Annotated in this window: 14 protein-coding genes; 12 read left to right on the plus strand and 2 right to left on the minus strand. The window is 70.9% G+C overall.

Annotated elements, in window-relative coordinates; genetic code table 11:
* Positions 1-2 precede the first annotated feature (2 nt).
* The 7 genes from AC5Y4Z_RS05645 (at position 3) to AC5Y4Z_RS05675 (ending at position 7,786) form a co-directional block, all read left to right on the plus strand.
* Positions 3-1,976: an acetyl/propionyl/methylcrotonyl-CoA carboxylase subunit alpha gene (locus AC5Y4Z_RS05645; RefSeq protein WP_499961331.1), complete on the plus strand. Its 1,974-nt coding sequence runs from the start codon at positions 3-5 to the stop codon at positions 1,974-1,976.
* Positions 1,973-3,136, plus strand: coding sequence for an acyl-CoA dehydrogenase family protein (locus AC5Y4Z_RS05650; RefSeq protein ID WP_499961332.1), 1,164 nt, complete (start codon positions 1,973-1,975; stop codon positions 3,134-3,136). Before AC5Y4Z_RS05645 ends, AC5Y4Z_RS05650 begins: the two co-directional genes overlap by 4 nt.
* Positions 3,133-3,624, plus strand: a complete 492-nt coding sequence (locus tag AC5Y4Z_RS05655) for a MaoC family dehydratase (protein ID WP_499961333.1) — start codon at positions 3,133-3,135, stop codon at positions 3,622-3,624. The genes AC5Y4Z_RS05650 and AC5Y4Z_RS05655 overlap by 4 nt, the downstream gene beginning before the upstream one ends.
* Complete coding sequence (locus AC5Y4Z_RS05660) at positions 3,621-4,442, plus strand: HpcH/HpaI aldolase/citrate lyase family protein (RefSeq protein ID WP_499961334.1); 822 nt, start codon at positions 3,621-3,623, stop codon at positions 4,440-4,442. The genes AC5Y4Z_RS05655 and AC5Y4Z_RS05660 overlap by 4 nt, the downstream gene beginning before the upstream one ends.
* Before the next feature lie 103 nt (positions 4,443-4,545).
* On the plus strand, positions 4,546-5,637 hold the full coding sequence (gene pdhA / locus AC5Y4Z_RS05665) for a pyruvate dehydrogenase (acetyl-transferring) E1 component subunit alpha (RefSeq protein WP_499961335.1): 1,092 nt from the start codon (positions 4,546-4,548) through the stop codon (positions 5,635-5,637).
* Positions 5,634-6,656, plus strand: a complete 1,023-nt coding sequence (bkdB, locus tag AC5Y4Z_RS05670) for a 3-methyl-2-oxobutanoate dehydrogenase subunit beta (protein WP_499961336.1) — start codon at positions 5,634-5,636, stop codon at positions 6,654-6,656. The genes pdhA and bkdB overlap by 4 nt, the downstream gene beginning before the upstream one ends.
* On the plus strand, positions 6,653-7,786 hold the full coding sequence (locus tag AC5Y4Z_RS05675) for a dihydrolipoamide acetyltransferase family protein (RefSeq protein ID WP_499961337.1): 1,134 nt from the start codon (positions 6,653-6,655) through the stop codon (positions 7,784-7,786). Before bkdB ends, AC5Y4Z_RS05675 begins: the two co-directional genes overlap by 4 nt.
* Positions 7,787-7,961: 175 nt before the next feature.
* Here AC5Y4Z_RS05675 and AC5Y4Z_RS05680 read toward each other — a convergent pair whose 3' ends face one another.
* Entirely contained in the window at positions 7,962-8,726 is a 765-nt protein-coding gene (locus AC5Y4Z_RS05680; RefSeq protein WP_499961338.1) for an enoyl-CoA hydratase, read from the minus strand.
* A gap of 74 nt (positions 8,727-8,800) precedes the next feature.
* Between AC5Y4Z_RS05680 and AC5Y4Z_RS05685 the strand changes: the two genes are divergently transcribed.
* The 3 genes from AC5Y4Z_RS05685 (at position 8,801) to AC5Y4Z_RS05695 (ending at position 19,504) form a co-directional block, all read left to right on the plus strand.
* Positions 8,801-9,046 carry a hypothetical protein gene (locus AC5Y4Z_RS05685; protein WP_499961339.1) on the plus strand — a complete coding sequence of 82 codons (246 nt, stop codon included), beginning with the start codon at positions 8,801-8,803 and terminating at the stop codon, positions 9,044-9,046.
* A gap of 64 nt (positions 9,047-9,110) precedes the next feature.
* Positions 9,111-18,701, plus strand: a complete 9,591-nt coding sequence (locus AC5Y4Z_RS05690; RefSeq protein WP_499961340.1) for a fatty-acid--AMP ligase — start codon at positions 9,111-9,113, stop codon at positions 18,699-18,701.
* Between the two features lie 74 nt (positions 18,702-18,775).
* Positions 18,776-19,504 (plus strand): class I SAM-dependent methyltransferase, encoded by a 729-nt coding sequence (locus AC5Y4Z_RS05695; RefSeq protein ID WP_499961341.1) that lies wholly within the window; start codon positions 18,776-18,778, stop codon positions 19,502-19,504.
* A gap of 11 nt (positions 19,505-19,515) precedes the next feature.
* Here AC5Y4Z_RS05695 and AC5Y4Z_RS05700 read toward each other — a convergent pair whose 3' ends face one another.
* Entirely contained in the window at positions 19,516-20,211 is a 696-nt protein-coding gene (locus AC5Y4Z_RS05700) for a cutinase family protein (protein ID WP_499961342.1), read from the minus strand.
* A 144-nt stretch (positions 20,212-20,355) separates the two neighbouring features.
* Between AC5Y4Z_RS05700 and AC5Y4Z_RS05705 the strand changes: the two genes are divergently transcribed.
* Complete coding sequence (locus tag AC5Y4Z_RS05705) at positions 20,356-21,090, plus strand: maleylpyruvate isomerase family mycothiol-dependent enzyme (RefSeq protein WP_499961847.1); 735 nt, start codon at positions 20,356-20,358, stop codon at positions 21,088-21,090.
* Positions 21,091-21,169: 79 nt separating this feature from the next.
* Complete coding sequence (locus AC5Y4Z_RS05710) at positions 21,170-21,775, plus strand: TetR/AcrR family transcriptional regulator (RefSeq protein WP_499961343.1); 606 nt, start codon at positions 21,170-21,172, stop codon at positions 21,773-21,775.
* The last annotated feature ends 14 nt before the right edge of the window (positions 21,776-21,789 follow it).

Here is a 21,789-nt window from a genome sequence, read left to right on the forward strand (position 1 = left end):
CAGTGTTCGAAACCGTACTTGTGGCCAACCGCGGCGAGATCGCGGTCCGGGTGATCCGCACCCTGCGCCGCCTGGGCATCAGATCGGTCGCCGTCTACAGCGACCCCGACGCCGCCGCGCGGCACGTGCTCGAGGCCGACGAAGCGGTACGCCTGGGGCCCGCACCGGCGCGCGAGAGCTACCTCGACATCGCCCGCGTCGTCGACGCCGCGACGCGCACCGGATCCCAGGCCATCCACCCGGGCTACGGATTCCTCTCGGAGAACGCCGATTTCGCCACCGCGTGCGAACGTGCTGGGGTGGTGTTCCTGGGGCCGCCACCCCGGGCGATCCAGGTGATGGGCGACAAGATCACCGCCAAGAACGCCGTCGCGGCGTTCGACGTCCCGGTGGTGCCCGGCGTGGCCAAACCCGGGTTGACCGACGACGAACTCGTCGCCGCCGCCGACGAGGTCGGCTATCCGGTGTTGATCAAGCCGTCGGCGGGCGGCGGCGGCAAGGGCATGCGGCTGGTGGAAGACCCCGCCCGGCTGCGCGAGGCGCTGGTGAGCGCCCGCCGCGAGGCCGCGTCCGCATTCGGCGACGACACGCTGTTCCTGGAGCGGTTCGTGTTGCGGCCCAGGCACATCGAGGTGCAGGTGCTCGCCGACACCCACGGTGATGTGGTCCACCTGGGCGAACGCGAGTGCAGCCTGCAGCGGCGGCACCAGAAGGTCATCGAGGAGGCGCCCTCACCGCTGCTCGACCCCCAGACGAGGGCGCGGATCGGGGCGGCGGCGTGCAACACCGCGCGCAGCGTCGACTACGTCGGCGCCGGCACGGTGGAGTTCATCGTCTCCGCCGACCGCCCCGACGAGTTCTTCTTCATGGAGATGAACACCCGACTGCAGGTCGAGCACCCGGTGACCGAGGCGATCACCGGCCTGGACCTGGTGGAATGGCAGTTGCGGGTGGCGGCCGGCGAAAAGCTGGGCTTCGCCCAGGACGATGTCGAACTGCGTGGGCACGCGATCGAGGCCCGGGTGTACGCGGAGGACCCGGCCCGCGGGTTCCTGCCCACGGGCGGTCGGGTGCTGGCCGTGTTCGAACCGTCCGGCGGCGGGGTGCGGGTGGACTCGTCGCTGTTGCCCGGCACGCAGGTCGGCAGCGACTACGACCCGATGCTGAGCAAGGTGATCGCCTACGGCGACGACCGGGACGTGGCGCTCGCGAAACTCGATGGGGCGCTGGCGCAAACCGCGGTCCTGGGCGTGCAGACCAACGTCGAATTCCTGCGGTTCCTGCTGGCCGACGAGCGGGTCCGCGCCGGTGACCTGGACACCGCGCTGCTGGACGAGCGCCTGGCGGACTTCGCGCCGGCCCCGGCGCCCGACGACGTGCTGGCCGCCGGCGGCCTGTATCGCCAATGGGCTTTGGCGCGCCGTGCAGGGGGCGACCCGTGGGCGGCGCCGACGGGATGGCGCGTCGGGGGCGAGGCTGCGCCGGTGCGCACCGAGATGCGCACCGCGCTGCGCAGCGAGACCGTGTCGGTGTGGGGGCTGCCCGAAGCCGCCCGGGCGCAGGTCGGCGACGGCGAGATCCGCTCCGCCAGCGTGCAAGTCGACGGGGCGTCGATGACCGCGACACTGGACGGGCTGCGCCGGGAATACCGGTGGGCCGAGGCCGACGGTCACCTGTGGATCGCCGACGAACGCGGAACATGGCACCTGCGCGAGGCCGAGGAGCACAAGATCCACCGCGCGGCGGGCGCGCGGCAGGCCGAGATCGTCAGCCCCATGCCCGGCAACGTCATTGCCGTGCAGGCGGAATCGGGCACCGAGGTGGCCGAGGGCGACGTGGTCGTGATCGTCGAGGCGATGAAGATGGAACACTCGCTGGCCGCACCGGCCTCGGGACGGGTGGAGGTGCTGGTCTCCGTCGGCGACCAGGTCAAGGTCGAACAGGTGCTGGCGCGGATTAAGGATCAGGAATCATGACAACTATCACGGCGGGGACGCTGCCCAAGGAATACGAAGACCTCCGCGACACGGTGGCCGACTTCGCGCGCACCGTCGTCGCGCCGGTGTCGGCCAAACACGATGAGGAGCACAGCTTCCCGTACGAGGTCGTCGCCAAGATGGCCGAGATGGGCCTGTTCGGCCTGCCGTTCCCCGAGGAGTACGGCGGCATGGGCGGTGACTACTTCGCGCTCTCGCTGGCGCTCGAGGAACTGGGCAAGGTCGACCAGTCGGTGGCCATCACGCTGGAGGCCGGCGTCAGCCTCGGCGCGATGCCGATCTACCGATTCGGCAACGAGGAGCAGAAACACAAGTGGCTGCCCGACCTGACGGCCGGCCGGGCGCTCGCCGGGTTCGGCCTCACCGAGCCGGGTGCGGGCTCCGACGCGGGCGCCACCCGCACCACCGCCCGCCTCGATGGCGGTGAGTGGGTGATCAACGGCACCAAGCAGTTCATCACCAACTCCGGCACCGACATCACCTCACTGGTCACCGTCACCGCCGTGACGGGCACCCTCGCGGGGGACAAGAAGGAGATCTCGGCGATCATCGTGCCCAGCGGCACACCGGGTTTCACCGTCGAACCGGTCTACAACAAGGTCGGCTGGAACGCCTCGGACACCCACCCGCTGACCTTCGCCGACGCCCGCGTCCCCGAGGACAACCTGCTGGGTCCCCGCGGCAGCGGCTACGCGAACTTCCTGTCGATCCTCGACGAGGGCCGCATCGCGATCGCCGCGCTGGCGACGGGGGCGGCGCAGGGCTGCGTCGACGAAAGCGTCAAGTACGCCAAGGAACGTCAGTCGTTCGGCCAGCCGATCGGCTCGTATCAGGCGATCAGCTTCAAGATCGCCCGGATGGAGGCCCGGGCGCATGTCGCGCGCACGGCATACTACGAAGCGGCCGCAAAGATGTTGGCCGGCAAACCCTTCAAGAAGGAGGCGGCGATCGCCAAGATGATCGCGTCGGAGGCAGCGATGGACAACGCCCGCGACGCCACCCAAATCCACGGCGGCTACGGCTTCATGAACGAGTATCCGGTGGCGCGCCACTACCGCGACAGCAAGATCCTCGAGATCGGCGAGGGCACCACCGAGGTGCAGCTGATGCTCATCGCGCGATCGCTGGGGCTGTCATGACGGAACGTAAATCGGTTGTCCAGCGGGGCTTGTGGTTTGAGGAGTTCGAGGTCGGCACCACCTACCTGCACCGGCCCGGTCGCACGGTCACCGAAGCCGACAACGTCTTGTTCACCACGCTGACCATGAACACCCAGTCGCTACACCTGGACGCGGCGTGGGCCGCCGAGCAGCCCGGCTTTCGCGGGGAGCGGCTGGTGAACTCGATGTTCACCCTGTCCACGCTCGTCGGTCTGTCGGTGGCGCAGCTGACGCTCGGCACCATCGTCGCCAACCTCGGTTTCTCCGAGGTGTCGTTCCCCAAGCCCGTCTTTCACGGCGACACCCTGTACGCCGAGACGGTGTGCACCGGCAAGCGTGAGTCGAAAAGCCGGCCCGGCGAAGGCATCGTCACCCTGGAACACACCGGCCGCAACCAAAACGGAGACGTCGTCGCCCGCGCGGTGCGGACCACGCTGGTCCAAAAACGCCCCGGGGAGGCCCAGTGAATCTGCGTGACGCCGGTCCCGCGTGGCTGTTCTGCCCCGCCGACCGCCCCGAGCGCTTCGCCAAGGCCGCCGCGGCCGCCGACGTGGTGATCCTCGACCTCGAGGACGGCGTCGCCGAGGCCGACAAGCCGGCCGCCCGCAAGGCGCTGCGGGAGACCCCGCTGGACCCCGGGCGCACCGTGGTGCGCATCAACGCGGCGGGCACCGACGAGCACGCCCGCGACCTGGAGGCCCTGGCCGAGACCGCCTATACGACCGTGATGCTGTCCAAGTCCGAGTCGGGCGCGCAGGTGACCGCGCTGGCCCCGCGGCAGGTCGTCGCGCTGATCGAGACGCCGCGCGCCGCGGTGTTCGCGACCGAGATCGCCGCCGCGGAGAACACCGTCGCGCTGATGTGGGGCGCCGAGGACCTGGTCGCCACGCTGGGCGGCAGCTCGAGCCGGCGGGCCGACGGCAGCTACCGCGACGTCGCCCGCCACGTCCGGTCGACGGCCCTGCTCGCGGCGTCGGCGTTCGGCAGGGTCGCGCTCGACGCCGTGCATCTGGACATCCACGACATCGAGGGCCTGCGGGCCGAGGCTGACGACGCCGTCGCGGTCGGATTCGACGGGACCGTGTGCATCCACCCCGGCCAGATCGCGGTCGTGCGCGAGGCCTATCGCCCCGGCGCGGAGAAGCTGGACTGGGCGCGACGAGTGCTGGCGGCGGCGCGGTCCGAACGCGGCGTGTTCGCGTTCGAAGGGCAGATGGTCGACTCGCCGGTGCTCAAGCACGCCCAGGCGTTGCTGCGCCGGGCGGGTGAGTTGCCGCCCGGCTGACGACACGTCGTCGGCTCCCGCCGCGATCAACCCGGTGTCGTCGCGTTCGAGCGCATAATGGAAAGTGCGCCAGTGTCGCGACGAGCGGGGCTGAGGAGGCGGTATGGCTGAAGTTTCTCGGACGCCGATGACCGTCGACCTCGAGCCGGTGCAACTCGTCGCCGCCGACGGCGCGCCGACGACCGAATGCCGGTACAGCCGTGAGCTTCCCGTGGAGACGCTGTGCTGGCTCTACGAGATGATGGTCCTCACCCGCGAGCTCGACACCGAGTTTGTCAACCTCAAACGCCAGGGGCAGCTGGCGTTGTTCGCGTCGTGCCGGGGCCAGGAAGCCGCCCAGGTCGGCGCCACCGCCTGCCTTCGCAAGACCGACTGGCTGTTTCCCCAATACCGCGAGCTGGGCGCGTATCTGGTGCGCGGCATCCCGCCCGGGCACGTCGGCGCGGTGTGGCGGGGGACGTGGCACGGCGGCCTGGAATTCACCAAGAAGTGCTGCGCCCCAATGTCGATCCCGATCGGCACCCAGGGGCTGCATGCCGTCGGCGCGGCGATGGCGGCGCAACGCCTCGGCGAGGATTCGGTGACCGTCGCCTTCCTCGGTGACGGCGCCACCAGCGAGGGCGACGTGCACGAGGCCCTGAACTTCGCGGCGGTGTTCGCCGCGCCCTGCGTGTTCTACGTGCAGAACAACCAGTGGGCGATCTCGGTGCCGGTATCCAGACAGACCGCCGCACCGTCCATCGCGCACAAGGCGATCGGCTACGGGATGCCCGGCATCCGGGTCGACGGCAACGACGTCCTGGCGTGCTACGCGGTGATGGCCGAGGCCGCCGCCCGCGCCCGCGCCGGCGGCGGCCCGACGCTGATCGAAGCGGTCACCTACCGGCTCGGCCCGCACACCACCGCCGACGACCCGACCCGATACCGGTCGCAGGACGAGGTGGACCGCTGGGCGGCGCTGGACCCGATCCCGCGCTACCGCGCCTACCTGCGGGGCCGCGGCGTGTGGTCGGAACGGCTGGAGGAGCGGGTGGCGGCGCGGGCCCAGCGCATGCGGACCGAGCTGCGCGACGCGGTGTTCGACGCGCCCGACTTCGACGTCGACGACGTGTTCACCACGGTGTACGCCGAGATCACGCCCGGGCTGCAGGCGCAGCGCCAACAGCTGCTCGCCGAACTGGGGAGGCTGGAATGACCCAGCTCGCCGATCGTCCGGCCGGTGTCGCGCTTGGAGCGCCATCGCTGACCATGGTGCAGGCGCTCAACCGCGCGCTGCATGACGCGATGGCCGCCGACGACCGCGTTTTGGTATTCGGCGAGGACGTGTCAGTCGAGGGCGGGGTGTTCCGGGTCACCGAGGGGTTGGCCGAAACGTTCGGCGAGGAGCGGTGTTTCGACACGCCGCTCGCGGAGTCGGCCATCATCGGCATCGCGATCGGCCTGGCGCTGCGCGGCTTCGTGCCGGTGCCGGAGATTCAGTTCGACGGGTTCTCCTACCCGGCCTTCGACCAGGTGGTCAGCCACCTGGCGAAGTACCGCACCCGCACCCGCGGCGAAATCGACATGCCGGTCACCGTCCGGATCCCGTCGTTCGGGGGAATCGGTGCGGCCGAACATCATTCGGACTCCACCGAGTCCTACTGGGCGCACACCGCCGGCCTGAAGGTGGTGGTGCCGTCCAACCCCGCCGACGCCTACTGGTTGCTGCGCCACGCCATCGCGTGCCCCGATCCGGTGATGTACCTCGAACCCAAGCGCCGCTACCAGGGCCGCGGTCTCGTCGACACCGGCCGGCCCGAACCGCCCATCGGGCGGGCCCTGGTGCGCCGGCCCGGCCGCGACGTCACCGTCGTGACGTACGGCAACCTGGTCAACACCGCCGTCGCCACCGCGGAAGACGCTCAGCGCCAACGGGACTGGAGCCTGGAGGTCATCGACCTGCGCTCGCTGGTGCCGCTGGACTTCGAGACGATCGCCGCGTCGATCCATCGGACCGGGCGCTGTGTGGTGATGCACGAGGGGCCGCGCAGCCTGGGCTACGGGGCCGGGCTGGCCGCGCGGATTCAGGAGGAGATGTTCTACGAGCTGGAGGCACCGGTGTTGCGCGCCTGCGGATTTGACACCCCCTACCCCCCGGCCCGGTTGGAGAGATTGTGGTTGCCGGGCCCCGACCGGCTGCTGGACTGCGTCGAGCGCGCGCTGGGCATGCCGTGAGCGCCGACGAGCACCTCCGGTCGTTCCGGGTTCCCGACCTCGGCGAGGGCCTGGAAGAGGTGACGGTGTCGTGCTGGTACGTGGGGGCCGGCGACGATGTGGAGCTCAACCAGGTGTTGTGCTCGGTGGAGACCGCCAAGGCCGAGGTGGAAATTCCCAGCCCCTACGCCGGGCGCATCGTCGAAACCCACGGCGCCGAAGGCGATGTGCTCAAGGTCGGGGCCGTGCTGGTCCGGATCGACACCGAGCCGGGTGATGCCGCGGTTCCGACGCTGGTGGGCTACGGCGCCGACGCGGGCATCGACACCAGCCGCCGGGTCGGCCGGCCGCTGGCGGCCCCGCCGGTGCGCAAGCTGGCCAAGGAGCTGTCGGTCGACCTCGCTGCGGTGCCGCACAACGCCGGTGAGGTGATCACCCGCGCCGACGTGCTCGCCGCCGCCCACGTCGCCGGAGACGACGTGCGGCCGGTGCGCGGCGTGCAGGCCCGGATGGCCGAGAAGATGGCGCGGTCGCACCGGGAGATCCCGGCGGCCGCGGCCAGCGTCGACGTCGATTGCACCGCGCTGCTGCGGCTCAGCGAGCATGCCGGGACGATCACCCCGTTCGTGCTGACGCTGCGAGTGCTCGTCATCGCGTTGGGCCACAACCGGATTCTCAACTCGACCTGGGTCGACTCGCCCGAAGGCCCCCAGCTTCACCTGCGTCGCGGCGTGCACCTGGGGTTCGGCGTGGCCACCGAGCGCGGGCTGCTGGTCCCGGTGATCACCGACGCCCAGAACAAGACCACCCGCGAGTTGGCCGCCCGGGCAGCGGAATTGATCGATGGCGCGCGCGAGGCCACCCTGACACCCGCCGAGCTGACGGGTTCGACGTTCACCGTGTCGAACTTCGGGGCGCTCGGTGTGGACGACGGCGTGCCGATGATCAACCATCCCGAGGCCGCGGTTCTGGGCGTGGGGGCGATCAGGCCGCGCCCGGTGGTCGTCGGCGACCGGGTCGCCGTGCGCTCGACGATGACGCTGACCTGCGTGTTCGACCACCGCGTCGCCGACGGCGCCCAGGTGGCGCGATTCGTCTGCGAGCTCCGGGATTTGATCGAGTCGCCGGAGACCGCGCTGCTGGATTTGTAGTAGCAAGCGCACCAACCACATCAGTCACGCGTGTCCCTGCGGGGTCGGCACAATACCTTCTCCAAAGCGATGTCGCATGTGATAGCGACTTGTAGCGGATGTTATGCCAAGCCGCGCAGGGACAGCTGTGACTGATGTGGCGAGACGGCGTCCCGCGGGCCACAGCAGCCGGGACCTACTTGCGTTGCGCGGCGGCCAATCTGCTTGCGAACTCCGGCGATTGAAGCGACGTCGCCTGCGGGCCGAGCTCGGTGCGCATGGCGAGGTCGTGTTGCTCGGTGTCCAGCGATCCCGGGTCGATCGTGGCGCGCATGGTCGCCTTGGTCGCCAGCACCACCTCGCGGGGGGCCGCCGCGGGCCCCGCGGCCAGCTCCAGCGCCGCCGTCACCGGGTCGTCGGCGACGCTGAGCGCCAACCCGTGCCGCACGGCGGCCTCGGCGTCGAAGCGCATCCCGAACAGCAGGGCCGCGCGCGCCACCTGCGGGCCGACCGCGCGCTGCAGCATCCAGGTCGCACCGCCGCCCGGATGCAGCCCCAGCTTCTGGAAGCGGGCGTCGAACATCGCCCCGGGCCCGGCGATGCGCACGTCGGCGGCCAGCGCCAGGTTCAGTCCCGCGCCGACGGCCGCGCCGTTGACCGCGGCGATCGTGGGCAGCCGGCAGTTGCCGACGGCCATGAAGCCGTCGTAGATCCGCTTCAGCCCCGCCTCGGTCTCGCCGCCGCCGGCGGCGCCCAGGGCGCTGAGGTCGGCGCCGGCGCAAAACGCCTTGCCCGCGCCGGTGACCACGACGGCGTGCACGTCGGGATCGGCCTCGGCGCGCTCCACGGCGGCGCGCAACAGCGTCGACATCTCGTCGGTGAACGCGTTGCGCCGGTCGGGGTCGTTGACGGTGATGAGCGCGACGCGCGCGTCGACGCTGTAGAGGACGGGCTCGGACACCAGGTAAGGCTAGCCAAGAATCCCGCCAAGGATCCTTTGAGGATCCCTCAAGTCCTCCCGCCGACGCTCGGGTCATGCGCACTGCAGCGGAGAAGAAGAAGGCAAACCGCAGGATCGGCTACCTGAGGCTGGCGATGGTCTCGTCCGCGACCGCCGTCCTCGTCGCGCTGGGCATCGGCGCGGCCTTCCTCAGCGCGCCGGCCGCCGGCCACCGATGCTCGGTGCCCAACGCCACCACCCACGACGGGGCCGGGCGGACGATGTGGTGCAACCCGTCGGGAAGCCAGGGCGTGGTCTGGCAGTACGCGCCGGGCTCGTAGCCGGATTTTCTTGCGTGCGCCGGTTCCGCCGACGCCCTGTCCGTTCATCGGTATCGTTCGAGCCGTGCTTGAGTCGTCCATTCCCGCCGTCCTGCGGGAGCGTGCCAGGCTGCAGCCCAACGAGACCGCTTATACATATGTCGACTACGAGCGGGACCCGGCGGGCGTCGCCGAAAGCCTGACCTGGTCGCAGCTCTACCGGCGCACGCTGAACGTCGCACGGGAGCTCAACGCCCGTGGGTCCAACGGTGACCGCGCGGTGATCCTGGCGCCGCAGGGGCTGGAATACGTCCTGGGGTTCCTCGGCGCGCTGCAGGCCGGGCAGATCGCGGTCCCGCTGTCGCTGCCGCTGGGCGGCTCCAGCGACGAGCGGGTCAGCGCCGTGCTGCGCGACGCGTCGCCGTCGACCGTTCTCACGACGTCCTCCGTCGCCGCCGACATCGCCGCGTCCATCAAGCTGGACCCGGGCGAGCGCACGCCGTCGCTCATCGAGGTCGATTTGCTGGACCTCGACTCCCCGCAGGGACTGACCGCCGAGGTCGAGAGCCTGCCGAGCGTTGCGCATTTGCAGTACACCTCCGGCTCCACCCGCACGCCGGCCGGAGTCATGGTGTCGCACAACAACATTCGGGTCAACGTCGAGCAGATCATCGCCGCGTACTACGACCAGGACGGGGGAGTGGCCCCGCCGGACACCACCGTGGTGTCGTGGCTGCCGCTGTTTCATGACATGGGCCTGATCTTCGGCATCGCCTTCCCGATCTTGGGCGGGTTTCGCACCGTGCTCACCAGCCCACCGTCGTTTCTGCAGCGGCCGGCACGGTGGATGCAAATGCTGGCCAGCAACACCCACGCGTTCTCGGCGGCGCCGAACATCGCCTTCGAGTTGGCGACACGAAAGACATCGGACGACGACCTCGCCGGGCTCGACCTCGGCGGCGTGCGCAACATCCTCAACGGCGCCGAACGCGTCAACCCCCCGACGCTGCGGCGCTTCGCCGAGCGGTTCGCCCGCTTCAATCTCCGCCCCGAGGCGCTACGGCCGTCCTACGGTCTGGCGGAAGGCACGCTCTACGTGGCGACCCTCGAATCGGGCCAACCACCGAAGACGGTGTTCTTCGAATCCGAGAAACTGACCGCCGGCCAGGCCAAGCGGTGCGAAAGCGGTGACGGCACACCGCTGGTCAGTTACGGCAGGCCGCAGTGGCCGACGGTGCGTATCGTCGACCCCGAGACCCGCACCGAGTGCCCCCCGGGAACCGTCGGTGAGATCTGGGTGCATGGCGACAACGTCTGTTCCGGCTACTGGCAGAAACCCGAAGAAAGCGAACACACCTTCGGCGCAACGCTTCTCGAGCCGTCGAACGGTGCGCCCGAGGCGCCGTGGCTGAGAACCGGAGACCTGGGCTTCTTCTCCGACGACGAGATGTTCATCGTCGGCCGCATCAAGGATCTGCTGATCGTCTACGGGCGCAACCACTCTCCCGACGACATCGAGGCCACGATCCAGGAGATCACCGCCGGCCGCGTCGTGGCGATCGCGGTCCCCGACGACGACGGCGTCGAAAAGCTGGTCACCATCGTCGAACTCAAGAAGGTCGACGACGCCGAAGAGGCGGCGGAGAAGCTGGGCGCCGCCCGGCGCGAAATCACCGCGGCGATCTCCCGCGCGCACGGCCTGAGCGTGGCGGATCTCGTTCTGGTGCCGCCCCATTCGATCCCGCTCACCACCAGCGGCAAGGTCCGCCGCCGGGACTGCCTGCAAAAGTATCTGCACGACGAGTTCACCCGCCTGGACACGCCGACGCGCCGGCCGGAGCGGCCCGTGGTCGAAGACACCGCCGAGCCCGATTCCGGCTGGGCCCAACGGTTGCGCACGCTGCGCCGCCAGCAACACGACCTGCTGCTGGACGTGGTGTGCACGCAGGTGGCAACGGTGCTGGGGCACCCCGGCCCCGACTACATCGACCCCGATCGCGCGTTCCAAGACCTGGGCTTCGACTCGGTGAAGGCCACCGAGCTGCTCGACCGGCTCAAGACCGAAACCGAACTGGCATTGCCGCCCACCCTGGCCTTCGACTACCCGACCCCCGACGAGCTCGCGACCCAGCTTGGCCGGCTGCTGAGCGGGCCGGTCGCGGCGTCGCTGCCGGTGGAGGCGCGCGCGGCGGTCGACGAGCCGGTGGCCGTGGTGGGGATGGCGTGCCGGTTCCCCGGCGGGGTGGATTCGCCTGCGGCGCTGTGGGATCTGGTGGCCGGCGGCACCGATGCGATGGGGCCCTTCCCGGCCGACCGCGGCTGGAACCTGGCCGACCTGTTCGACCCCGACCCCGACGCGGTCGGCAAGACCTACACCCGCTCGGGCGGCTTCCTGGCCGAGGCGGCCGACTTCGACGCGGAGTTCTTCGGGATCTCGGCGCGCGAGGCCCAAACCATGGATCCCCAGCAGCGGCTGCTGCTCGAGGTGGCCTGGGAGGCGTTGGAAACCGCGCGAATTGACCCCGCCGGGCTGGTGCGCTCCGAGACCGGGGTGTTCGTCGGCGCGTGGTCGCAGACCTACGGCGCGGGCGGCTCCGACGGCGTGGAGGGCTACGCCCTGACCGGCCTGTCCACCAGCGTGGTCTCCGGTCGTGTCGCCTATGCGTTGGGCTTGCAGGGCCCCGCCATCACCGTCGACACCGCCTGCTCGTCGTCGCTGGTGGCCACGCACCTGGCGTGCCAGTCGTTGCGCGACGGCGAGTCGTCCCTAGCGCTCGCCGGCGGTGTCACGGTGATGACCACCCCGTCGGTGTTCACCGAGTTTGCCCGGCAACGGGGCCTGGCCGCCGATGGGCGCTGTAAGGCGTTCTCCGCCAACGCCGATGGCACCGGCTGGGGCGAGGGGGCCGCGGTGCTGGTCCTGGAGCGGCTCAGCGACGCCCAGCGCAACAACCACCCCGTGCTGGCGGTGATCGCCGGATCGGCGATCAACCAGGACGGTCCCTCCAACGGACTGACCGCGCCGAACGGGCCCGCCCAGCAACGCGTCATCGCCCAGGCCGCCGCCAATGCCGGCGTCGCGCTCGATCAGGTGGACGTGGTCGAGGCCCACGGCACCGGCACCACCTTGGGTGACCCGATCGAGGCCGGCGCCCTGATCGCGACCTACGGCGCCGCGCGGGATGCCGAGCGCCCGTTGTGGTTGGGATCGATCAAATCCAACATCGGCCACACCCAGGCCGCCGCCGGGGTCGCCGGGGTGATCAAGATGATCGCGGCGCTACACCACGACACCTTGCCGCCGACGCTGAACGTCGATGCGCCCAGCCCGCACGTCGACTGGTCGGCCGGCACGGTGCGGTTGCTCACCGAGCCGACACCCTGGCCGGTCAACGAGCACCCCCGCACCGCGGCGGTGTCGTCGTTCGGGATCAGCGGCACCAACGCCCACCTGATCCTGCAGCAAGCCCCCACCCCGCCGGCCGAGCCGGCCGAGCAGCCCGATCACGCTGCCGCCCTTCCTTTTTGGCCGGTTTCGGCGCGCACCCCCGCGGCGTTGCGCGCGCAAGCCGACCGGCTACACCAGCACCTGGCCTCCCATCCCGACCTCGACCTCACCGACGTCGCCTATAGCCTGGCCACCACCCGCGCCCATCACCCCTACCGGGCGGTGATCACCGCGCCCGTGGCCGCCGCCGACCCGCGCGAAGACCTGCTCGACGCCCTGGACGCCCTGCGCACCGGCCAGCCCCACCCGCAGCTGACCCAGCACCACCACCAGGCCCACCTGCGCGGAAAGACCGTGTTCGTGCTGCCCGGCCAGGGCGCCCAGTACGCCGGCATGGGCCGAGACCTCTACGAGAACAACCCGGTCTTCGCCGCCACCGTCGACGCCTGCGACCAGGCGCTGCACCCCTTCACCGGGTGGTCGGTGCGCGACGTCCTGTATCAGGCGCCGGGTGCCCCGGCGCTGGACCGCGTCGACGTGGTGCAGCCGGTTTTGTTCACGATGGCGGTGTCGCTGGCCGAGGTGCTGGGCCACTATGGCGTTGTTCCCGACGCGGTGATCGGCCACTCTCAGGCCGAGATCGCCGCGGCGTACATCGCCGGGGCGCTGCCCTTGCCCGAGGCCGCCAAGGTGGTGGCGCTGCGCAGTCAGGCGCTGAGCGATTTGCGCGGCACCGGGGGCATGGCCTCGGTGCTGCTGGAGGCCGAGCAGCTGCGCCCGCGCCTGCAACCGTGGGGCGACAAGTTGAGCGTCGCCGCGATCAACGGCCCCACCCACACCATCATCAGCGGCGACCCCACCGCGATCGAGGAGTTCAGCGCCGCCTGCGACCGCGACGGCACCCAGATCCGGCTCATCGCGGTCGACTACGCCTCGCATTCCGCTCAGGTCGAACCGGCGCGGGAGCGCCTCCTGACCGGCCTGGCCCACCTGGCCCCGGCGCCCGCGCGCATCCCGCTGTATTCCACGGTGGGACAAGCGCTTTCGGCCGAACCGCTGGACACCACCACCATGGACGCCGACTACTGGTATCGCAACCTGCGCGAGCCGGTCGGGTTCTACGACCGCGTGGTCGAGCGCCTGGCCGCCGGCGAGTGCACCTTCGTGGAGCTCTCCCCGCACCCGGTGCTGGCCCCCGCGATCACCGACACCCTGGCCCAGGCCACGGGACGCACCCAGTCCGGGATGGTCATCACGTTGCACCGGGACCGGACCGACCGCGACAGCCTGGCCACCGCGCTGGCCCAGCTGCACAACCACGGGCACAGCCCGTCGTGGCCGGCCGTGCATCCGCACGCGCGCACCGTCGGGCTGCCCACCTACCCCTTCGAGCACCGCCGCTACTGGCTGGCCCCCACCTCGACCGGCGACGCCGGCGGGCTCGGCCTCGACCGCGCCGAACACCCGTTGCTGGGCGCGGTCGCCACGCTGGCAGACCAGGACCAGGTCCTGATCAGCGGGCGGCTCTCAACCGGCACGCAGGGCTGGCTGACCGGCCACCAGGTCAACGACACCGTGGTCTTCCCCGCGACGGCGTTCATCGAGGCCATCCTGCGCGCCGGCGAGCTGGCCGACTGCCCGGCGATCGACGACCTGGTCCTGCACACCCCGCTGACCCTGTCCGAGCAGGCCCCGGCCGATCTGCAGATCCTGGTCCAACCCTTCGACGAAACGGGCCGACGGCCGTTCAGCGTGCACTCACGCACCGGCGGCCCGTCCGGCGCGTGGACGTTGCACGCCGGCGGCACCCTGAGCGCCGAGCAGCCCGCAAGCCCCACGCCCGCGCCGGCGACCGGGGTGGCTGCGATCGACCAGGACGACTACTACGACCGGCTGGCCCAGCTGGGTTACCGCTACGGCGGCGTGTTCCGCTCGCTGCGCGGCATCGGCACCGACCCGTCCCGGCCCGACGTCATCTCCGCCGAGGTGGCGCTGCCCGCCGGCACCGACGTCGCCGGCTACGGAATCCACCCCGCCCTGCTCGACGCCGCGCTACACCCGCTGGCAACGCTGGAGGCGGCCGATGGGCCGCTGCGGTTGCCGTACGCCTTCAGCGGGGTCACGCTGCATGCCACCGCGGCCACCCAGCTGCAGGTGCAGCTGACCCGCACCGCCGACGACACCTTCCAGCTACACGCCACCGACCCCACCGGCGCCCCGGTGATCACCGTCAATGCGCTGACGCTGCGCGCCGTCTCCGACCAGATCGGCCACGCGACCTCGATGGCCGGGCTGGCCGACAGCATGTTCGAGCTGACCTGGCCGCCCCTGCCCGACGTGCCCGCCCCCTCGGCCAGCGCGCCGCCGGCGTGGACGGAAGACCCGGCCACCCTGACCCCGTGCCCGGAAACGGTGATCTGGCCGCTCGCCATCGACGGGGACAGTGATCCGCCGCGGCAGGTGCACACACTGACCCGCGACGTCCTGGCCCAGCTGCAGGGCTGGCTGGCCCGGACCGACACCGCCAACAGCCGGCTCGTGGTCGTCACCCGGCACGCGGTGAGCGTCAGCGCCTACGACGGTGTCCCCGACCTCGCGCACGCCGCGGCCTGGGCGCTGATCCACACCGCTCAAAACGAGCAGCCCGACCGCATCCTGCTGCTCGACACCGACGACAGCCCCGCCACCAAGGACGTCGTGGCGGCCATCGCCTCGGCACCACCCGCCGGCGAGCCGCAGCTGGCCCTGCGCAACGGCGTCGCCCACCTCCCCCGCCTGGCCCGCATCCCGACCCTGGCCCCGCCGGATGCCCCCGCCTGGCGGCTGGGCAGCACCCGCAAGGGCGACCTGAGCAACCTGGCGCTGCTGCCCGCCGACCCGCCAAACATGTTGGTCCCCGGGCAGATTCGCGTTCGGGTGGGCGCCGCCGGGCTGAACTTCCGCGACGTGGTGGTGGCGTTGGGCGCCATCACCGACGAGGGCCTGGGCAGCGAAGCCGCCGGGGTCGTCCTCGAGACCGGTCCCGACACGTCGCTGCGTCCCGGTGACACGGTGATGGGGTTGTTCCCGCACAACGCGTTCGCGCCGACGGCGATCACCGACGAGCGCATGGTGGTTCCCGTCCCGGACGGGTGGTCGTTCGCCCAGGCCGCCTCCGCGCCGATCGTGTACCTGACCGCGTACATCGCGTTGGTCGAGATCGCCGGTCTGTCGGCCGGGCAGCGGGTGCTCATCCACGCCGGCGCGGGCGGTGTCGGCCAGGCCGCCATCCAGATCGCCCGCCACCTCGGCGCCGAGGTGTTCGCCACGGCCCACCCGAACAAGCACCACGTGCTCACCGAGCTGGGGGTCGACGCGGGGCACATCGCGTCGTCGCGCACGCTGGATTTCGTCGACGCGTTCGGTGCCGCCACCGACGGGCGGGGCATGGACGTCGTGCTCAACAGCCTGCGCGGGGAGTTCGTCGACGCCTCGCTGGGGCTGCTGCCGCGCGGGGGCAGCTTCGTCGAAATCGGCAAGACCGACATCCGCGTGGCGGGCGAGGTCGCCGCGGTTCATCCCGGGGTCGAGTACCAGGCCTACGACCTGAGCAGCGCCCCACCGGAGTCCCTGCAGCCGGCATGGGCGGCGCTGACCAAGCTGTTCGCCGACGGGGTCCTCAAGCCGGTGCCCACCACCAGCTATGGCCTGCTGAATGCCCCGCAGGCCTTCCGCGACATGAGCCAGGCCCGCCACACCGGAAAGATCGTCCTGATCCCGCCCGCGGTGCTGGACCCCGAGGGCACGGTGCTGATCACCGGCGGTACCGGGATGCTGGGCGCCACCTTCGCCGAACACCTGGTCACCCGCTACGGCGTCCGGCACCTGCTGCTGCTGTCGCGCAGCGGACCCGACGCGCCGGGCGCCGCCGAGCTGCAAGAGCGCCTGGAGCGGCTGGGCGCCCAAGTCACCATCACCGCGTGCGACACCAACGACCCCGCCGCGCTGGCCGCGGCGCTCGACGCCGCGGGCCGCCCGCTGACCGCGGTCATCCACGCCGCCGGCGTCCTCGACGACGCAGTGGTGACCGAACTGACCCCCGAACAACTCGACACGGTCCTGGCCGCCAAGGCCGACTCCGCCTGGCACCTGCATCGCCTGACCGCCGACCGCGACCTGGCCGCGTTCGTCCTATTCTCCTCGGCCGCAGGAACTTTGGGCGGTCCCGGGCAGGCCAACTACGCGGCCGCCAACGCGTTCCTGGACGCGCTGGCCCGCCACCGCCACCACGCCCAGCGCCAGGCGACCAGCGTGGCGTGGGGCTACTGGCAGGCGCCCAGCGGCATGACCGCACACCTCAGCACCGCCGACCTGACCCGCCTCACCGGCGCGGGGCTGACGCCGATCACCAGCGCGCAAGGCCTGGCCCTCTTCGACGCCGCGCTCGCCGGCCAGCGGCCGAACGTGCTGGCCAGCCCGATCAACGCCGCCGCGTTGGCCCGCCACGCGCGGCAAAACCGGCTGGACCCGATCCTGTCGGCGCTGACGCATGTCCGGCGCCAGGCCGCGGCCGGCAGCCCCCGCACGCTGGCCGCCCGGTTGGCCGGCCAGAGCCCCGAACAGCGGCTGGACACCCTGACCAAGATGGTCACCGCGACCACCGCGGCCGTGCTGGCGCACCCCGACCCGGCGGCCCTCGATCCCGACCGCCCCTTCAAGGACCTCGGCATCGATTCGCTGACCGCCCTGGAGCTGCGCAACAGCGTCAACCAGCACACCGGGCTGGCCCTGCCGGCGACCCTGGCCTTCGACCACCCCACCCCGGCCAAGCTCGCCACCCACCTGGCCGGCCTACTCACCGACAGCGCCGCGCCGGCCGTCCCGACCGGGGCCGCGGTGACCGCCCGCGAGCCGGTGGACAACACGCTCGCCTACCTCGACCAGGCGGCGTTCCTCGCGCTGCGGGCGGTGCACGGCGCGCTGATTCAGGTCACCTGGATCTACGACCGCGCCGTCAACCTCGACGGGTTGCGGCGCTTCCAGCGCAACCTCGGGCGCGGGCTGCTGGGCCGCCGGATCGAGCGGTCGCCGGTGCCGTTCGCGCGCGATCACTGGGTGTCGGCCCCGGCACCGGAGGATATCGACATCGCCGCGCCGCGGCCACGCGCCGAGGTGAACGCCTGGGCCGACGAGCGGGCCCGGCTACCCATCGACCCCGAGTGGGGGCCCGGCTGGCATCTCGGGGTGCTGCCGCTGCAGGACGGCGGGACCGCGGTGAGCCTGGTGGCGTCGCACATGATCGTCGACGCCATCGCGTTCGGCCAGGCGATCTCCGATGCCGCCGAGGGCAGGACGCCCGATCTGGGCTACCTGCCGGCGGGATCGCGCGCCCTCGGGCGCGCGGTGCGTGAGGACCTCCGGCAGACCGCCAGGGACCTGCCCGACGTGGCGCACGCGTTGCGGGCCGTGGCGCGACGGGCCCGGCGCGACCGCGCGGAACTCAGATCGTCGATCAAGGCGGCGCCGCCCGCCCCGAGGGCCGCCGGCGACGATCAGGTCGTCGAGGTGCCCGCCCTGACCGCGTATATCGATCTGGCGGAATGGGATGCCCGCGCGAAAAGCCTTGGCGCAAGCAGCAACTCGCTGGTCGCGGGAATCGCCTGCCGGCTCGCGGTGCGGGTGGGGCGCGTGCAGGACGACGGGAAGGTCACGCTGCGCTTCCTGGTCTCGCTGCGCACCGAGGGCGACACCCGAGGCAACGCGCTCACCAGTGTCGACGTCGCGGTGGACCCGACGCACGCGGCGACCGAGCTGGGAGACATGCAGGGCACGATCACCCAGGCGATCCTCGCGGCGATGGAGGACCCCGACAACGAGTGGCTGGCGCCGCTGCCCCTGGCGGCGATGACGCCGGTGTGGGCGGCCAGGAAGGTCGCCGGGATGGCGGCCGGCGGCGGCAGCCTGCCCGTCACGTGCTCCAACGTGGGCGACCTGTCGCCGGCGGCGAACCGGCCCGACGGCACTGACGCCGACTACGCCTACCTGAGGAACCTCGAGCCCGACATCAAGAGGAGCACGCTCGAGGCCATGGGCGGGCAGCTGTTCCTGGGTTCGGGGCGCGGCCGCGACAAGATGTTCATCCGGATCTCCGGCTATTTCCTCGGCCGGGCCAACACCAAAGACGAACTGCGGGAAGATGTTTCGCGCACCTTCGCCGAATTCGACCTGAACGCGGAGATCGACTGCTGACGGCGGTTCTCCTGACCGAAGTGCCGTGCTAGATTCCCGGACTATCGGACTCGGGGGTTGTGCGGAGGCGCACCATGGTTGTCGCTAGGCGCTGGAACGAGTCGGACGACGCCAAGGCCGGCTACGTCAAGGATCTGTTTTCGGCGCTGGCCAAGCGCTACAACGTGATGACCGATGTGTGGACGCTTGGGCTGCATCGCCTGTGGAAGCGTCAGGCCATGAAGCTTGCCGCTCTTTCGCCGGGCGAACGGGTGCTCGACGTCGCCACCGGGACGGGCGATCTGGCGTTCATGGAGGAGGCGGCCGTCGGGCCGCAGGGCCAGGTCGTGGGCGTCGACTCTTGCGTGCCGATGCTGGAGGTGGCCCGGCGGCGGCAGCACGGGACCGTCGACTTCCGCGAGGGCGACGCGATGAACCTGCGGTTCCCGGACGCGTCGTTCGACGTGGTCACGATCGGCTTCGGGTTGCGCAACGTCGCCGACCGTGTTCAGGCGCTGCGAGAGTTCCGGCGCGTCCTGCGGCCGGGCGGCCGCCTGATGGTGCTGGATTTCAGCAGGCCGACCTCGAAGGCGCTGGCAAGGTTGCACGATCTGCTCTACTTCGGCGTGATGCCGGTCGCGGGCCGGGCGGTGGCCTGGCATCGCGACGCCCATCACTACACCGCCGATTCGATCCGCACCTGGCTGTCGCGCGACGAGCTGCGCGAGGCGATGGCGGAGGCGGGCTTCGCCGATGCCCGCTACACCTCGCTGAGCACCGGGTTCGCGACGGTCCATTGCGGTTCCCGGGCGGCCGGCGAATAACTGGGCTCGCGTCAGAGATGGCTCGCCACGAAAGTGGCTGCCTGACCGGGCATTCCGGACTGCGCGTAGGACTGGTGCGCCGGGGAAAGCATCTCGTCGTGCGTGGGCAGCGTCAGCAGCGCGCCCGGAGCGCACACCGGATCACCGGGCGCGCACAGGTCGACGGCCTTTGCCCCGTACCACGGGCTGAGCTCAGGTATCGGCGCTCCGAGAAACCGGCCGGACGGATTGCCGAAGGTGGCCAGCGCCGCGACGTGGTCGGCCTCGTCGGCGGTGAGAATGTCGGGGACCATGCCCGCAATCGGTGCCCGGGCGATGGTGGTCATGTCGATCACGCCCGCCCCTTGGGAATATCCACCGAGCACGAGCTTGGTGTTCGGGCAATTCGCGATCGTGGACCGCACGTGGGCGTGCGCATCGTTGGCGCCGGCGGATACGGACGGGCCGATGTCGTCGCCGGCGGGGTAGTTGACCGGATACACCGCGAGGGAGCGGCCGCCCAGCTGCGAGCGCAGTAAATCGACAAACGCCGTGCCGACCCCGCCGACGCCCGGCGCCTCGGAGGTGCCGCGCGCGAACGTCACTTCGACGTCGGGGCAAGGGGCGGCCGAGGCGGGCGGGGCAAACAGGTTCGGCGCGCTCATCAGGACCGTCGAGGTCGTCACCGCCGCGGCAGCCAGTGAACGAGCGAACAGTCGTGCGTTCACGCCCCAATGCTGACACATCGCGCGCGAAACGCACCCGCCGGATTTGGGCGACTATGCGGCCGAGCGCTTGCCTTATATACATGCAGCCTGTATCTTCATACATACCGCATGTATCTATAGGAGGGTTGAATCGTGAACAGCGCATTGAGGGCCATCGAAGAGGACCGCGCAGCGTTCTTGTCGTTGTGCCGGCAGATTCCAGAGCCGATGTGGGCCAAGGAAAGTGGCTGCCCGGGCTGGTCGGTGAAGGACCTCGTGTCGCACATGGCGTGCAGCTTCTGGCTGGCCGTCGACCCGAGTGCGCTGCCCGATCCGGCGGGCTTGCCGGCCGAGCGCGCGGCGGATCTCTACGTCGACTCCCGTCGCTCGATGACGCCCGCAGAGGTGGTGGCCGACTATGAACAGGTCAGCCGCAAGGGTCTTGAGATGCTGGCTGCGGTCGCGGACCAAGACTTCGAAGTCCCGCTGGGCGATGTCGGCACCTATCCCGCGTCAGTGGTGCCGGCGGCGTTCGCCTTCGAATCCTTCATCCACATTCGGTACGACCTGTTTTCCCCGGACGGGCCGTTGGAGGGGGATCCGCCGCCCGCCGACGAGGTACGGCTCGGCCCGACGCTCGACTGGATCGAGGCGGCGCTGCCGCAGCAGAACGCGAGCCTGCTCGACGCGATGGGGAAGCCCGTCGAGGTGCGTGTCGACGGACTGTGCGCGCGAACGCTGCGCATCGGCGGCGGCGCGGACGTGGCCGCTCACGTCACGACCGACTCCGTGGCGTTCGTGCGGTGGGTGACGCAGCGAGGCACCTGGGAGGACTTGGGTGTGCGCGCCGAAGGGGACCCGTCGACGCTGGAAATGGTCCGCAAGCTCAAGGTGTTTTGACGGGCGACGCGACGGGTCGCGATCTGCCGATGCGCCGTTTCCGTTCGCGGCATGCGGTATGTATGAACCCGTGGCTCCGATGCCGGATAAGCGGCGCACGCAGGCCGAACGTGCGGCCGAGACGCGCGACGCGCTCATCGCCGCCGCGCGCCCCTTGTTCGCGTCGCCCGGCTTCGCCGACGTGGCCATGGAGACGATCGTGCGCGACGCGGGGGTGACCCGCGGCGCGCTCTACCACCATTTCGCCGACAAGACGGAGTTGTTCGCCGCGGTGTTCGAGCAGGTCGAGGGCGAGATGGCCACACGAATGGGCGAGGCGATCGCCGCCGCCGGGGAGACGGACCCGGTGGAAATCATGCGCCTGGGCTCGGCGTTTTGGCTGGACGCGTGCGCCGATCCCGAGGTCCGGCGCATCGTGCTGATGGACGCCCCCGCGGTGCTGGGGTGGGAACGCTGGAGCGAGATCGGCCAGCGCTACAACATCGGCCTGGTGAAGGGGCTGATCAGCGCCGCCATCGAGTCGGGAAGCATTCCGCCGCAGCCGGTCGAGGCGACGGCGCTGACCATGCTGGGAGCGCTGCGCGAGGCGACGCTCTACATCGCCCGCGCGGAGGATCGGCAGCAAGCCCGCGACGACGCCGGCGCGGTGATCGACCGGCTGGTCGATGCCCTGCGCGCCACCTGAGCAAGCGGTCGGCG

Source organism: Mycobacterium sp. NGS63 (assembly GCF_059812295.1).